14 protein-coding genes are annotated in these 16,557 nt (G+C 31.4%); 2 read left to right on the top strand and 12 right to left on the bottom strand.

Annotated elements, in window-relative coordinates; all coding sequences use genetic code 11:
- Positions 1-62: 62 nt before the first annotated feature.
- The 11 genes from C661_RS0112555 to rsmH form a co-directional block, all read right to left on the bottom strand.
- Positions 63-779, bottom strand: coding sequence for a DUF881 domain-containing protein (locus C661_RS0112555; RefSeq protein ID WP_017415675.1), 717 nt, complete (start codon positions 777-779; stop codon positions 63-65).
- A 9-nt stretch (positions 780-788) separates the two neighbouring features.
- Positions 789-1,130 carry a small basic family protein gene (locus C661_RS0112550; RefSeq protein ID WP_017415674.1) on the bottom strand — a complete coding sequence of 114 codons (342 nt, stop codon included), beginning with the start codon at positions 1,128-1,130 and terminating at the stop codon, positions 789-791.
- A gap of 10 nt (positions 1,131-1,140) precedes the next feature.
- A complete protein-coding gene (locus tag C661_RS0112545) occupies positions 1,141-1,854 on the bottom strand; it encodes a DUF881 domain-containing protein (protein WP_017415673.1) in 714 nt (237 codons plus the stop codon).
- Positions 1,855-1,866: 12 nt separating this feature from the next.
- A complete protein-coding gene (locus tag C661_RS0112540; RefSeq protein WP_017415672.1) occupies positions 1,867-2,676 on the bottom strand; it encodes a cell division protein FtsQ/DivIB in 810 nt (269 codons plus the stop codon).
- Positions 2,677-2,888: 212 nt separating this feature from the next.
- Positions 2,889-3,995, bottom strand: a complete 1,107-nt coding sequence (gene spoVE / locus C661_RS0112535) for a stage V sporulation protein E (RefSeq protein WP_017415671.1) — start codon at positions 3,993-3,995, stop codon at positions 2,889-2,891.
- Between the two features lie 21 nt (positions 3,996-4,016).
- Positions 4,017-4,973, bottom strand: a complete 957-nt coding sequence (gene mraY, locus C661_RS0112530) for a phospho-N-acetylmuramoyl-pentapeptide-transferase (protein ID WP_017415670.1) — start codon at positions 4,971-4,973, stop codon at positions 4,017-4,019.
- 13 nt (positions 4,974-4,986) lie between these two features.
- Positions 4,987-6,363, bottom strand: coding sequence for a UDP-N-acetylmuramoyl-tripeptide--D-alanyl-D-alanine ligase (locus C661_RS0112525; RefSeq protein ID WP_017415669.1), 1,377 nt, complete (start codon positions 6,361-6,363; stop codon positions 4,987-4,989).
- A complete protein-coding gene (locus tag C661_RS0112520; RefSeq protein WP_017415668.1) occupies positions 6,364-7,812 on the bottom strand; it encodes a UDP-N-acetylmuramoyl-L-alanyl-D-glutamate--2,6-diaminopimelate ligase in 1,449 nt (482 codons plus the stop codon). It lies immediately after the preceding gene.
- Positions 7,813-8,151: 339 nt separating this feature from the next.
- On the bottom strand, positions 8,152-10,350 hold the full coding sequence (locus C661_RS0112515; protein WP_017415667.1) for a stage V sporulation protein D: 2,199 nt from the start codon (positions 10,348-10,350) through the stop codon (positions 8,152-8,154).
- A 23-nt stretch (positions 10,351-10,373) separates the two neighbouring features.
- Complete coding sequence (locus C661_RS0112510; RefSeq protein ID WP_017415666.1) at positions 10,374-10,856, bottom strand: septum formation initiator family protein; 483 nt, start codon at positions 10,854-10,856, stop codon at positions 10,374-10,376.
- 27 nt (positions 10,857-10,883) lie between these two features.
- Positions 10,884-11,816: a 16S rRNA (cytosine(1402)-N(4))-methyltransferase RsmH gene (gene rsmH, locus C661_RS0112505; RefSeq protein WP_017415665.1), complete on the bottom strand. Its 933-nt coding sequence runs from the start codon at positions 11,814-11,816 to the stop codon at positions 10,884-10,886.
- Positions 11,817-12,335: 519 nt separating this feature from the next.
- Here rsmH and ychF point away from each other — a divergent pair.
- Entirely contained in the window at positions 12,336-13,433 is a 1,098-nt protein-coding gene (gene ychF, locus C661_RS0112500) for a redox-regulated ATPase YchF (protein WP_017415664.1), read from the top strand.
- Positions 13,434-13,522: 89 nt separating this feature from the next.
- Here the strand turns inward: ychF and C661_RS0112495 are convergent, their stop codons facing one another.
- Positions 13,523-15,865: an AAA family ATPase gene (locus C661_RS0112495; protein WP_017415663.1), complete on the bottom strand. Its 2,343-nt coding sequence runs from the start codon at positions 15,863-15,865 to the stop codon at positions 13,523-13,525.
- Between the two features lie 240 nt (positions 15,866-16,105).
- On the opposite strand from C661_RS0112495, the gene C661_RS0112490 reads away from it, so the two are divergent.
- Positions 16,106-16,528, top strand: coding sequence for a hypothetical protein (locus tag C661_RS0112490; RefSeq protein ID WP_017415662.1), 423 nt, complete (start codon positions 16,106-16,108; stop codon positions 16,526-16,528).
- Positions 16,529-16,557 lie beyond the last annotated feature (29 nt).

The raw sequence follows: 16,557 nt of genomic DNA, 5'->3' as shown, positions 1-16,557 counted from the left end.
GAAATTCCTTCAATAATTAATAATTTTTTTAATTATTTTAATTATTTGGTAATAATTATTTTTTATTTTTCCTTATATGGCAATATATATTTATTTTCAGTACTACTATTATAAGCAGGAATTATAATTTCTGGGGAAGTTTCCACTTCAACATAACACTTTCTTGTCTTTAATTCCTTTACTTGATTTTTCTGAGTATCTAAGAAACTTTTTAGTACATCCTTATTTCCTATAGCAGTAATATAAAAAGGTCCTATTACGTTAACTCCATCAAATCTTATAGAAGGTCCCCAACAAATCCCTGAAGAATTAAAAACAATTCTCTGGTCATTTATTGCAATAGCCTCCGCGCCAGCACTTCTTAAATCATTAATAACCATTACTAAATCGGTATCATGAACTAACATACCAGTAGTATAATTTCCCCCAAACATAACCTCTGGAGCATCGCTGAGTGTAATTTTAACTCCTTCTCCCTTAACAGGTACTTTTCCTAAAACAATTCTATTTTTTTTAAGTTCTTCAGTAATATCACCTAAAATGTCCTTATTGCTTTTTGAATTCATTTCAAAGTCGTTTACTTTATCTGTTAACTCTAAATATTGCTCTTGGAGATTATAAATTTCTCCTTGAAGCTTAATTCTTTCATTGTAAGCTACCTCATATTCTTCTACACCAAGTAGTTTACTACCTTTTCCTAAATTCATGTTCATTGCAATTAAAAGTCCAATGATAATTGAAGCTATAAACAAAAAAATACTTGCTTCATTAGTTTGCATTTAATCACCTCAATGACGAAACTTTGAACGTTCCATAAGTAGTCTTCTTATTATTGCAAAATTAGTGAAAACCCTTTGTCCGAACACAATAATTGCTGCTATATAAATTGGAATCCCTAGCTTATCACCTAAATAAACCATTAAAGCTGCTAGTACAGCATTACCAAAAAATCCTGAAACAAATATATCTGGTCTAAAATCTTTATTCAAACTTGATCTAATTGCTCCAAAGATGGAATCTATGCAAGCAAATATCGCTACAGATATATAGGGAGAAAATTTTAAAGGAATATTTACATTCCAAACAACACCTAAAACAATCCCAAGAATAAGTCCAACAAATGCAACCATTTAATCACCCCTATTTTTCAACCTCTTTAACATATTCATACTTTAAGGCATCTTGTCCTTTTTTTATTACTACTTCATCACTAGATTCTATTGACACTTCACAACTGTTTTTAAGATCTACAGAGATAGTTCCTGGAAAATTCGTAGCATTCTCTAAATCTTTCTTCTTCCCTATAGCTTTTATAGTTACTCTTTTCTGCGGCGAAATTCTCTCATTATTTATGATAATACCATTTCCTGCAGTTCTAATTCCGCCTCTATTTGTTAGTCGTATATCATTAATAGAAACTGCTTCGGCCCCTGCAGCATTTAGTTCATTCACAATCCCTAGTAAATCAAAATCAATAATTGGTTGTCGATTTGCTGGAGCAGCAAATAAATTTGCTTTAGGAGTTATATAAATAATAACTCCTGGACCTTTTACATCAGTAAGACCAGCTCTTAGCCTAGTTTCTTGAAGTTCTTGCACTAATAAATTACTTTCATCAGTTTTCCCAGCAGCTGCATTTTCATAGTTTTGTGACTTCTCTATAAGCTCATTAACTTTTTTCTCCAATTCATCCTTTTGCTTTTTAAGTTGCTCATTCTCAACAAGGATTTCTGGGCTTTGCTTATTTTCTGCCACAACCTTCTGCTTCTCACGCATATTTAATTGAGAAGTTACCATAAATCCAAACAATAAAAAAATTAGTCCTATAATTAACTGGTAAATAAACTTCTTCAATGTACTAACCTCCTATTCCTGTTTATAAATTACTGGGTTACCATTAAAACTTACATCCACGTAGCCTTTAAACCCTTTAAACTGTTCATCGTTTAAAATGCTAAATGCTTTAGATAATTTATCTTTCATATTCTCAGTGGTCCCCAGTTTCACCTCAGCATTACCTATTAAAACTTTTATATCTACAAGCTCATTTAACTGAATAGAGGAAACTACATTGGTACCAACTGCATTGTTATTATAAACAAAATCACATAGTTCCATTATAGCTTTCTTTTTTTCCTCACTATCTAGAGGGATAACATCACCTATTTTTGCAGTAGATAAATCAATTCCTTCTATCTTTGCCAAAGTCATTCCTTCTATACTGTCTCTTTTTTCTAGTACAATTGCATTGCTGTCAATTATATAGAATTCTTCATTGTATGCTATATAAAACATTGCCTTTCTCTCAGCAACTTCAAGTTCTACTTTATTGGGTAGCGACCTTTTAACCTTTACATCTAATACATATGGGTTTCTTAAAATTTTAGTTTTTACAGTACTGGACTTGAATTTAAAAATATTGCTACCACTACTTAATTCAGAAAGCTTCATTATTTCTTCTGAATTCAAAGTGCTGTTACCTGACACCTTAATTTCACTAATATTAAAATACTCTAAGTTAAAACTTAAAGTAAGCAATATAGCAACCATTATCACCATAGCTGCGATACTGCGTCTAATAATCCTTATCTTTTTCTTTTTATTTAATATTGCTTGTTTATTTTCAAGAATATATTTCCCATATTCTTTTTTATTTTTATTGTTATTATTCGTCATTTCCTCACCACCATAAGACTCTCAATAAAACTAATACATTTACACATACAATAATACCACTAATTAGAATTAAATTCATTATAAATTACCTAAATAATTAAAAAAAGTGACTTACTATACAAGTAAGTCACTTTTTATTTACGGGAATCCCGAATATGTTTAAAGCATGGTTTAATACCTTCGTAGATTTTCTACGATTCATATTATTTAAATTAAATATTACTATTATTTTGTCTTGTTATATTAAGAAGTATTCCCATAAACATCATATTTATAACCAGAGATGATCCTCCATAGCTAATAAAGGGAAGAGGTACCCCTGTAACTGGCATTGACCCAGTAACAACTGCAATATTAATTAGACTTTGTAGTATTACAACAGCAGTTATCCCTGTTGCTAATAGAGCTCCGTAGACATCTTTGGCCTTAGCTGCAGCCATAATGCCTCTCCAAAGAAAAATTACAAATAAAATTACAATAAACATACAGCCAATAAATCCAAGTTCCTCCCCAATAACTGAGAATATAAAATCGTTATGCGGTTCTGGTATATAGAAACATTTCTGCCTAGACTGTCCTATTCCTACCCCCGTAAGCCCACCTGATCCTAAAGCTAATAAGGATTGTACTAGTTGATACCCTGTAACTTGAGAATCTGACCATGGATCTAAAAATCCGGTAATTCTCCTCATCCTATAGGGTTCCAGAATTATTGCACCCACAACTAATCCAACTAACCCTAATCCCATTTCTGCTATATAAGAAAATTTTGTGCCTCCTATAAAGAGCATAGCCACAGTAACTAGCATTATGACTGTAGCAATACTAAGATTTTTCTCAAGTATTACCATTCCCGCGAAGAAACCTGCAAAAGCAAGATGTGGTATTACTCCTTTAAAAAACAACTTAATTCTCTCACCTTTTGCTTCAATACTCTTAGCAATATATAGAACTACTACATACTTAGTGATTTCTGAAGGCTGAAAGGAAGCAGGGCCTAGCCTTATCCATCTTTGTGCTCCATTTACTGGTGGAAAAGCAAAAACTAAACATAATGCAATAAAGGTAAAAATAATTAATACTCTAGTGTATCTTTTGAATTTATGATAATCAGTATTTAATGTAAATATCATAGCCACAAGGCCTATACCAGCCCAGAGTAGCTGTCTCCAAAGGAAATACTCTGCATCCTCATATTTGAAGGCTGCAAAATATGAACTAGCACTATAAACCATTACTACCCCAACAGTAACTAGCATTAAAATTGTCGCAAAAAGTATAAAATCTACTTCTCCCAATTTCATTTTGGGTTTCTTCATATTCAATCCCCCTATAGTACTTTAATGTGTTATTGATAGGAATCCTATCAAACATAAAACTACTGTAATAATAGAAAAAACTGCTACGATCTTACTTTCATGCCATCCACTTAGTTCAAAATGATGATGAAGAGGACTCATTTTAAACACTCTTTTTCCTGTAAGCTTAAAAGATATAACTTGAATAATTACAGAAAGTGTTTCTACTACGTATATTCCTCCCACTATTACAACTAGGAGTTCTAATTTTAATATCATAGCTATAGCACCTACAGCTCCCCCCAATGCCAGTGACCCTGTATCACCCATAAATATTTGTGCTGGATAAGAATTATATCTTAAAAAGCCTAAAAGGGAACCAGCTAAAATCCCACAAAATATGGATAAAGTGTAATACCCCATACCAAAACTTACAAGTGCGAAGAAAGTCATTACTAACAATGTAATAGAACTAGCTAATCCATCGAGTCCATCTGTTAAATTAACTGCATTAGTAGTTGCAGCGAAATAAATTATTATACATGGTATAAAAAATACCCCTAAATCAAAAGTCTTTGATGTGAAAAATGGTATCATTATATCAGTACCAATTTTATTTGATGCAAAATATCCTAAGAAACCTGAAGCTAACACAAGCAGAATCATTTTTTGGTAACTTTTTAGTCCTTCATTTTTCTTTTTTATAATTTTTAATGCATCATCTAAAAGTCCAATTATTCCAAAAGCTACTAATGAGTATAATGCAATCATAGCTTCATCTTTTGGGTTTCTAACAATTACAATCATGGTTATACACGTTGCAATAATAAAAATTATCCCTCCCATTGTAGGAGTCCCTTGTTTCTTCTTATGGCTTTCTGGGCCTTCATCTCTAATGTTTTGACCAAACTTAAATTTATGCAACATTGGAATAAGAAATGGTGCAATTAAAAGTGCAACTAAAAAAGCAACTAGCACTGAATATACAACTTTACTCATACTCTACCCCTCCCTAAACAGTTGTCCTTTGTATACCACTAACAATATGTTCAAATTTCATGGTTCTAGATGCCTTTACCAAAATTACATCTCCATCTTTAATATTGGTAGATAAAAAATCTAATAATTCTTCTCCAGTGTGGAAGGACACAAGGTTTTCATCCCCAAAACCACTTTTAAAAGCTTCATTGAATTCTCCTGCAGTAAGCAATAAATCAACATTACACTTTTTCGCATAACTTCCTACTCTCTCATGAGAATTATAAGCCTCATTTCCTAACTCTTTCATAGTACCAAGTACTGCAATTTTTCTTTTGCCTTCATAGTTTTTAAGAACTTCTAAGGCTGCTTCCATAGAGTCTGGACTAGCATTGTAAGCATCATTTATAATTATATAGTTGCCACAGTTTATAATGTCTAATCTCATAGAAGTAAATTCTAATTTCCTTATTCCTATGGAAATCTCATCATATGTCAACCCTAGCTCCCTAGCCACAGCTATGGCAAGCAAAGAATTCAATACGTTATGCTTACCTGGAACTCCAACCTCTATTGAGCTTTCTGTTTCTTTTCCATTCTCAATTACATTAAATTTAATATTGTCATTATCTATAATTATTCTGCTTCCAACGAAATTATAATCATTTTCTAATCCTATTTTTATTATTTTATAATCCTGGGCTTGTAAGTTATGAAGCATATCATTATCACCATTGATTATGAGCACATTTTTTTCATTGAAGAATGAAGTTACTTCCATTTTAGCCTTTAAAATATTGTCCCTAGTTTTTAAATTTTCTATATGCGATAAACCTATATTAGTTATTATTGCTATATCAGGCTTTGCAACTTTTGCAAGTCTTTCTATTTCACCTAAGCTACTCATACCCATTTCTAAGATTGCAACATCGTAGCTATTATCTAAGGAGAATACCATTAATGGTAATCCAATCTCATTATTAAAGTTCCCTTTAGTCTTAAACACCTTATATTTTTCACTCAAAGCTGCAGCAACTAAGTCCTTTGTGGAAGTTTTCCCCGTGGATCCAGTGATGCCTATAACCTTTAATTTGAGTTTTTCTCTATAATGTTCAGCTAAATCTAAAAGTGCTATTCTTGTATCCTCAACATATATAATTGAAACATCTTCATCATAACCACTTAAGTTTAAATTTTTTTTATGAACTATACAAAGGTGCGCTCCAGATTTTATAGCCATATCTATGTAACTATGACCATCAAAATTTTCTCCAACTAAAGCAAAGAATATATCTCCAGCACATACCTTTCTGCTATCTATCGAAACCCTATTAAATTGGGTAGTTTTGCCTTCTTTTAATATTTCACCTTTAACACCTTTAACTACATCTTTTAAAGTTATGGTTTCCATCTATAACTCCAGCTCCTTTATAATATCTGCTACAACTTTTCTTTCATCAAAGTCAATAGTTTTATCCTTTAGTATTTGGTAAGTTTCATGTCCTTTACCAGCTATAACAATTATGTCACCTTTTTCAGCTAAAGACATGGCTCTTTTTATAGCTTCTTTTCTATTTTCAATAAGTTCATAATTATCTTTCTTAACCCCTGCTTGAATTTCCTTTAAAATGCTATTAGGCTCTTCAGTTCTAGGGTTATCAGAAGTAATTATTGCAAAATCACTTAATTCTGTACCTATTTCACCCATAATAGGTCTTTTAGTTCTATCTCTATCTCCGCCGCATCCAAATATGCAGATAAGCCTTCCTTGAGTAAATTCTCTAACATTCTTAAGTATATTTTCTAAGCTATCTGGAGTATGAGAATAATCAACTATAACGTCAAAACCTAAGTGATTATTTAATGTGATTATTTCACATCTTCCTGGAACTGTTACCTTTTCTAAAGCTCTTTTAATAGTATATATATCTATACCTTCATTTAAAGCGGCTCCAATACATCCTAAGGCATTATAGACATTGTAAGTCCCTGGAATAGACAGTTTTATTACTACTTCTTCATTTCTATTATTTAAGGTAAACTCGATGCCTCTTGAATGTAGCTTTAAGTTATACCCCTTTAAATCACTGGGCTTTTTCAAAGAATAGGTGGTTATATTACTTTTAACTTGTTCCAATATTCTTTCGCCGTAAGAATCATCTATATTCACTATAGATTTATTGCTCATAGTAAATAATTTAGATTTTGCATTAAAGTAATTTTCAAAGGTTTTATGAAAATCTAAGTGATCTCTTGTAAGGTTTGTAAAAATTCCTTCTGAAAATTCTATTCCATGAACTCTATGTAGTTCTAAAGAGTGAGAAGAAACTTCCATAACACAATAATCCACCTTTTTCTCAACCATTTCATTAAACAACTTCTGTAGCTCTAGAGATTCAGGTGTAGTTTTATCTGTATGGATTTCTACACTACCAATATAATTAGCTATCGTTCCTATTAGTCCTACTTTATACCCTTTTTCTTCTAATATTGCTTTAAGCATAAAGGCTGACGTAGTTTTCCCATTAGTCCCTGTAATTCCTATGATTTTCATCTTTTTGCTGGGGTTTCCATAAAAGTTTGCTGCTGCTATAGCTAATGCTTTTCTACTATCATCCACCATGATATAAGTTATCCCTCCAACCTGTTCCACAGGTTTTTGAATAACTATAACTCTTGAACCATTTTCTATAGCTTTATTTATAAATTTGTGGCCATCTAAGTTAAAACCTTCGATAGCAAAAAACATGTCTCCTTCTTTAACTTTTCTGCTATCATATTGAATACTATTTACCTGTATATCTTCTTTTTCTGATAACATACTATACTCTATATTTTCTAAAAGATTTTTAATCTGCATTTTTTCACTCCTTTATAACTTTATCTAAACATAAGCAACTTAATTATTCTTTGACAAGATTAAATAATAAACAAGTTCATTTTGTAGAGCGGCTTTGGAAGGGTATTTGACTCCTAGGAAAATTTAATTTTTATCACAGACTCCCACATGAAGGGATCACCGAATTATTCTTCCAAAACATCGTTAAATATTACTTTGAATTTCTTACCCAAAATATGTTTTAACAAGGGAAATCCGGTAGCACAGCAAAGCTGTAGGCTACCGGTGAACTATACTTTATCATATTATATTTATACACTAAATCACTATAGTATGCAACAAACTACCATTTGCCTAGAATTAATCCGCAATAACTTGTAAGTGACAAGTTATAACCGTCCCCTTCTTTACATGTTGCCCCGCTTCAATACTTTGTTGTCCTACAACACCTTCTCCAACAAACTCTGCCTTAAGCCCAAGACTTCCCAGAAGTTCTCTTACAGCCTCAGGTGTAGAACCCATTAAGTCAGGTATTACTACAGTGCTATCGGTGTCTGATTGTTTTCCGGTATAGAGAATTATTTCGCTTCCTTCTTTAACCATGTAGCCTGGCTTTGGACTAATATCAACTACATACTCTCCATCACCTTCAATTCTATACCCCAGTCCATTATCCTTTAAAATTTTAGTGGCATCAGCCTTCTTTTTCCCTCTAATTTCTGGTATAACCACATCTTTCTTTAAGCTCTTTTGAATGTCTTCTGAACTTGCATCTGGCTTTAATGCATAATAGTTAAATATATCATTAAATAATACTTTTCCAACTGGTGCTGCAATTTGTCCAGCATAATATAAAGATGGGTTTGGTTCATCTATAGATATAAACACAGTAACTTTAGGATCATTGGCTGGAGCCATTCCTGCAAATGAAGATATATATTTTCCTTGAGCATATCCTCCATTCACAGGGTCTACTTTCTGCGCTGTTCCTGTCTTACCAGCTATATGGTATCCAGGTATATAAGTCTTAGAGGCACCTCCACTTGAAACTGTAGCTTCTAAGTGTCCTCTCATTCTTTCCATAGTTTCTGGTTTAATTTCTGATCTCTTATTATAATTTGAAAAAGTAGCATCTATTACTCTATTGCTATCTCCATCATAATGTATTACTTCCTTCATTAAATGTGGAGTTATCAGAGTTCCTCCATTTGCAATACTGTTAAAGGCCTGCATGTACTGAATAGCAGAAACAGTGTTGCTTTGTCCAAAGGAGATTGTTGCTAAGTCAGTTACTGATATTTGTTCAGTTGGTTTAACAATTCCTTTAGCTTCACCAGGCAAATCTATTCCTGTTTTCTTGCCGAAACCATATTTATATATATATTCATTCAATGCCTCTTTTTTCATTCTGTCTGCTAATATCATAAAACCTACGTTACAGGAGTTTTTAATAATTCCTTCGAAATCTAAGGGACCATGGCCTATAGTTTTCCAACAGTGAATTGTTCTTCCCCCGATGGTTAGCCCTCCTCCACAGTTAAAGGTTTCCCCTTCTTTTAAAACACCCTTTTCAATTGCTGCTGTAGCTGTTACTACCTTAAAAATGGACCCAGGTTCATAGGCATCACTAACTGCTCTATTCCTCCAAGTTTTTTGAGTTTCCTCATCGCTTAGCCCTTCTGGCCATGGATTGTTTGGATCATAATCCGGTTTATTAACCATTGCTAGAATTTCTCCACTCTTAGGATCCATTACAATTACCGAAACTGCCTTTGCATCATTATCCTTTAAAGCTTGTGAAGCAGCTTTTTCGGCAAAATATTGAATATTTTCATCGATGGTTAAGACCACGTCTCTTCCATCTACTGGCTCTGTGTATTCAGAAATCTTATAAGGTAAATCTTCACTCTTTTGATCTGTCTCAGCTATCTTTATACCTGGCACTCCGGCAAGGTATTTGTTGTACTGAAGCTCAGTTCCTGTCAATCCTTCCCCATCAGAGTTAGTATGTCCTAAAATATGAGCTGCAAAACTACCGTTAGGATAATACCTCTTAGTATCAGGTGATATTACAAGGCCACGAAGAGAATTATCTTCAGAATATTTTTTAATTCCATCTGCCATATCCTTTTCAATTCTTCTCTTTAAAATTGCTGCCCCTCTAAGTTTTCCATTGGGTAGCGGTCTAGTCAATATATCTAATACCTTTGCAGAATCCATTTGAACAATTTCTGCAATTTTAGGGGCTATAGTTTCCATAGATAATTTTTGATCCTCAAGAGATTTTCTAAGGGCATTAAGATCTAAATCTACCCTATAAACATTAGCACTAACTGCTAGTTCCTTCTCATTTCTATCTAAAATTCTTCCACGTTTTGCATTAATCTTAACATCACTTGTCCATTGTTGCGTTGCTCTTGCCTTATATGTATCACCCTTTACGAACATAATGTAACTGATTCTAACACTAAGTCCAATAAAAATGATGAATACAAAAATAAGAGCATAAAGCATTCTTTTTTTCATTATAACTTTGTCTCTAAATTCTTTTTTCGCCACCTATACTCCCCCATTAACTAAAATTAAAATAAGAAATCCTTTACCTTGCTTAGTAATTTCTTAGATGAATTTTCTGATTTTTTTTCTTCACGGGGTAATTCAATAGCTTTTAAATTACAAAATACTGCACTTCCTGCCACAGGTCTTACCATTTTTAATTCTTTTGTAGCAACTTCTTCAATGTAACTAATATTATTAAATTTTAATAATTGCACTTTTAAACTTTCATTTTCTTCAGCTAAACTGTTAATTTGCCCATTAACTTCAATAAGTTTTTTTTGTGCTGAATAAATTGAGCTATATCTAAAAAGTATAGTAAATGCAATTGTAAAAGAACACCCTAAAGTTCCTGCAAACTTTAGTGCTTTTATTAATCTTTTTCTATTATCTTCAGTTTTCTTTTTAACCTGCTCTTTAACTTTTACCCTTTCCTTAGGTAAAGTAGTTGTAGTTGGTGCTAGCACCGTATTTCCTTGTATTGAATTACGCTCATTCTCTAATAACATTTTACGACCCCCATACCGTTTTTAGAACTAAATTTTCTCAGCTATTCTCAGCTTAGCACTTTTACTCCTTGAATTAACCTTTAATTCTTCTTCTGACGCCTCAATAGGTTTCTTAGTAATAATTTTAATTATTGGAGTTTTGTTACAAACACACATCGGTAGTTCTTTGGGACAGTTACAAGGATCTTGAAGGTCCTTATACTTATTTTTCACTATTCTATCTTCTAATGAGTGGAATGTAATAATGGCAATTCTTCCTTTAGAGTTAAGAGCTTCAATACCGTTGGTAATAGCCCTATCTAAAATATGTAACTCTTTATTTACTTCAATCCTAATTGCTTGGAAGGTTCTTTTTGCCGGGTGTCCACCCTCTTGCCTGAACCTTGCAGGTATTGAAGCTTTAATTATATCTACTAAATCAAAGGTAGTTTCTATAGGCTTTTTCTTTCTCCTATCTACAATTATAGTAGCAATTTTTTTAGCAAACTTTTCTTCTCCAAAGCTTTTTATAACATCATGTAATTCTTCTAAACTATACTCGTTTACAACATTGTATGCAGAAAAGGGACTTTCCCTATTCATTCTCATATCTAAAGGAGCATCCTGCATATAGCTAAAGCCTCTTTCTCCTTCATCTAATTGATAAGAAGAAACTCCTAAATCCATAAGAATTCCATCTACCTTTTCAATATTAAGTTCTTCAAGGATATCTTTAATATTATAAAAGTTATCATGAACAAAAATCACGTTTTCATAATCTTTCAATCTTTCTTTAGCTGCACTAAGTGCATCTAAATCTTGATCAATACCAATTAACTTACCTTTTCTAGACAGTTTCTTTAAAATCTCTAAAGAATGTCCTGCTCCACCTAGGGTACAATCAACATATATTCCATCTGGTTTAATATTTAAACCTTCAATACATTCTTGAAGCATTATTGAAATATGCTTAAACTCCATGTTCATCTTCTCCTTCTACGAATAGTTCTGTGTATATTTTTAACATTTTTACAAATTTATTTCATAAAACTTTAAAATAAATGTATAATAGGTTATTACCTATCATATTATTCTATGCCTACCTAAAAATTCCTTCAAATTTGTGAAGGAATTATTGCTTTTTTTTGTGATTTTATAATTTAAATTTCAACAGCCTTTTCACTTACAAATACTGTAAAATACTGTAACACGCAAGGTTTATTTATTACATCATATTTTATTTTATATACCCCATTTTTGCAATTTTTTATTCATTTTTAGTCTAATTATATTATACAATAAAACTTCTATTTTTTACTGCTGTTGAAATAAATTAATTTGTAGAGTATAATTTAAAAGAATAATTTTGGAAAATATAATATGTAAAGAATAATATTATTTACTCATAATATGTTATTTATAGGATTTTAAGATGAAACTCTTAGTTAGCTTTCACTCATAACCTATATCATGTATTATCATTGAAAGGAAAGAATATTTATGAAACTAGGAATTGTTGGATTACCCAATGTTGGTAAAAGTACTCTATTTAATGCTATTACTCAAGCTGGTGCTGAATCAGCGAACTATCCCTTTTGTACAATTGAACCCAATGTAGGTGTAGTTAGTGTACCAGATAAACGTCTTGATGTACTTCAGGAAATTTATAATTCAAAGAAAAAAGTTCATACTGCTATAGAATTTTATGATATTGCAGGTCTTGTTAAAGGTGCAAGCAAAGGTGAAGGCCTTGGAAATAAATTCTTATCACATATTAGAGAGGTATCTTCCATTGTCCATGTAGTTAGATGCTTTCATGATGATAATGTTGTTCACGTTGAAGGCTCAGTATCCCCGATTAGAGATATCGAAACTATCAATTTAGAGCTTATCTTCTCTGACCTTGAGGTATTAGAAAGAAGAATGGAAAAATCTCTAAAGCTAGTTCGTTCTGGAGATAAAGTGGCAAAAGCTGAATATGAAATAATGGAAAAAATAAAGAAACATCTAGAAGATAATAAACCTGTAAGAACCCTAGAATTTACAGATGATGAAAATACTTTTGTAAGAAGCTTATTTCTAATCACTTCAAAACCAGTGCTATACGCTTGTAATATTAGTGAAGAGGATCTAATGTCTGGTAACTTAGAAAATGATCTAGTAGAGAAAGTTAAAGCCCATGCTAGTTCTGAAAACTCAGGAGTTATAATTGTTTGTGCAAAACTTGAAGAAGAACTTTCTACTTTAACTGATGAAGAGAAAAAAGATTTACTTGCCGAATATGGCTTAACTGAATCAGGGTTAGATCAGTTAATAAGAGAAAGTTACTCTCTTTTAGGCCTAATGAGCTTTCTAACAGCTGGCGTTCAAGAAGTAAGAGCTTGGACAATTAAAATGGGAACTAAAGCTCCTGAAGCTGCAGGAAAAATTCACAGCGACATTGAAAGAGGATTTATTAGAGCAGAAATTGTTTCCTTTGATAAGTTAGTTGAGTGTGGTTCTGAATCAGCTGCAAAAGAAAAGGGCTGTTATAGATTAGAGGGTAAAGAATACATCATGCAGGATGGTGATGTAGTTAATTTTAGATTTAATGTATAAAAAAAGGGGATACCCCCCTTTTTTTATTTTAGAAACATTTTTGTTATTAATTAATTTTTCACCACTAATACTTCCTAGCAGGTCCATGATTAAGTTGGTTTTTCATCTTTGATTTTTCTCTCTACAACTTTAGTAGCCTTGGGCTTTTCAATATATTTTTTACATTCTTTTTCTATAACCTTTAGTATCTTCTCCAAATTAATATCCTTATAATCAATCAAAACTTGTAAGGCATCATCTACACTTTCCATAGTATAAAGCTTAAATTTCCCGTCTATAATAGCGTCTTCGACTTCCTTACAAAGCACCAAATCTTCCTTATTGGAAATAGGTATTAATACACCTTTATCTTCTATAGTATTAAGTTCTTTACAAACCCTAAAAAACCCTTCTATTTTCTCATTGACACCACCAATTGGCTGAACTTCACCAAACTGATTTATAGAACCAGTTACCGCAATATTTTGCTTTATAGGTAGCTTAGTTAAAGAAGATATCATGCAGACTACCTCAGCTACTGATGCGCTATCTCCATCAACCATGCCGTATAATTGCTCAAAACTTATATGAAAGTCAACAGGTAGCTTTCTATACCCTCCATTAAGTGAGCTCATGAATCCTCTTAAAATACTTATAGCCTTATTATGGATTCTTCCACTCAAATTTGATTCTCTTTGAGTATCAATAATATGGCCATCCCCCTTATAACAGGTACAAGTAATTTTTAGTGGTTTGCCAAAGCTTGCATAACCTGTATCTATAACTGATAATCCATTAATTTGCCCTACTCTACTACCGCTTACACTAATAAGCATCTTCTTCTCTTTATAGGTTTTTAGTATTTCTTCTTCTATAAGCTCTCTTTCATATGCTATGTGAATAATGTCATCAGCCTCAATAGTTTCTTTTCCTTTATCTAAAACCCTATCATTGGCTAATATAATTAAATTAGTTAAATCATAGTCATCAAAGAAAATTTTATTTTTATTTTCAGCCTTTCTTGAAAGTACTTTAGCAATCTCTTTTATTGCTCCATGACTAAGGGGCTTAATATTATTTTGAAGAGAGAACCTATTTATTTCGCTTACTAGAGAACCTTTTATACTTTCATCTATTTCCATTATTGTTTTATATTCTGTTCTCATCTTGAAAATCTTTCTAAAATCCTCATCATGAGTATAAAGTAAATCATAGGTTTCATAATCTCCTATTAAAATTACCTTCTGCTTAACTTCAATAGGCTTAGGTTTTAATCCACTGAGAGCTAATAGCTCAAAATAACCCTTATTGTAATCCAAATCAATTTTTTCCGTCATAAGTACTTTTTTTAGATAATAATAAGATTGTAAATTACTTAGAAGATTGTTTACCCTAATAATTAAACATCCACCATTGGCCTTAATTAGGCTTCCTGCCTTAATCAAAGACACATCTGAAACATATACATTATTATGATTTTCATACTCTATATTCCCTAAAAGATTTGTAACATTTGGATCTTCTTCAAATATAACAGGTGGAGTTTTATTTTCACTATTATCCACAATCACATTTATCATGTACTTATAAATAATTTCATTAATTTTTTCTTCATCATCATCATAGTTAATGCTATAGTTTTCTACCAAATTATTTTCTATAGTTTCACATACATACTCTAGATATTCTACTGCCTCTGTGTTTTCTACTAGCACTTCTCTAAAATTCTCTTTTTTACTTTCTATTTGATCATTTAAATACATAAGCATTATTTCTTTTATCTTCTTTAATTCATTAGCTTCCATGTTCTTTAGTTGTTCTAGTATATCTTTTGCCTTAGCCTTTAGTTCATTTACCTTGCTGATCATTGCATCTTTTTCGTCCATATCTAAATCTTCATATTCTTCTTCTGTCATCTCCCTACCTTCACTTAGTGGAATAAAGGTAAATCCGCCATTATTGCTCTTTATATCAAAACCACTACTTTTTGAAACTTCAACTAAACTATTTATTATTTCATTTCTTTTCTTTTGAATTTTATCAACTAAAGTATCTTTTTCTTTGTTCTCTGAATCGTTATAAAACTGGAAAGTATACTCAGCATATAACCCTTGTAACTCTTCTAATGCAGCTTTAAATTTATTTCCAAGGCCATTTGATAGTATAATTGGTATTGGTTGCTTATCATCATCTTTTACTACATAGCAAATGTCATCTGGCGCTTTATTATCTTTAAAGATATTTTTTACATACTCAGCTATATGTTTAATTCTATCTTTAGAATAATCATCTACTAAATAAATATTATATCCATCATTATCTATCTGAAGAGCTGTTTTTATCTTTTTATATGCCTCTAAATACTGAGGTAACATCCACTTTTCCCCTGACGTAGAGACTCTATTAATATTAAAATCATAAATTATGTCTTTGGGAGTTAATTCTTTATACATACTCTCCTCCTTCAAAATCATTTATTATATTAATATTCTTTAAAACCTTATTTTGGAACAAAAATATAAAAATTTTATAAAATTGAAAGTTTTTTATAGTAAACTTTGAAACTTTCATATAAACTTGTTATAATAATGTGGTTATTATATAATATTTTTGTTATCATAATAATATTAATAAATAAACATATACTTTAAGTAATTATAAGTTTATATTCTTCATGAAAAGGAGTCATTAATATGGGATTTAAAGAAAAATTATCAGAAAGTTATACTAGTAATTGGTTAAAAAAGTATGGAGACAGATTAACTCAGCTTCAAGGAAGAGTCCTTTCTATAAAGTCTGAAGAGAAAAGTTTTTTAGGAATTATTAATTGGATTACAGTTACTTTAGTATTAAAACAAGAAAACAGTAAGGCAGTTGCTACTTGCATTTACAAAAAAAGAAGATGGTTTAAGAAACCTGAGTTTGTTGAAATAAAGCAAGGACATTCCTTAGTAATTCAAGGATTAAAGCCTGATAGAAAGAAGAAGAAAAACAAAGATGTAAAAGAGTTTATTTCAATTATGAATGTTATGAATCTAACCACTAAAAAGGATTTAGTTCCAGTAGAAGGTGGCCTAAAAACTCAAAGAGTAAGAGCTGATAGAAGATTCAAGTAATGAAAATAAGCAAATTAAGTTTAATGCAA

Source organism: Clostridium tunisiense TJ, from assembly GCF_000300195.1.
GTDB classification, from domain to species: domain Bacteria; phylum Bacillota; class Clostridia; order Clostridiales; family Clostridiaceae; genus Clostridium_J; species Clostridium_J tunisiense.
The sequence above is the reverse complement of the archived record's forward strand: the minus strand, read 5'-3'. Positions and strand labels throughout refer to the sequence as shown.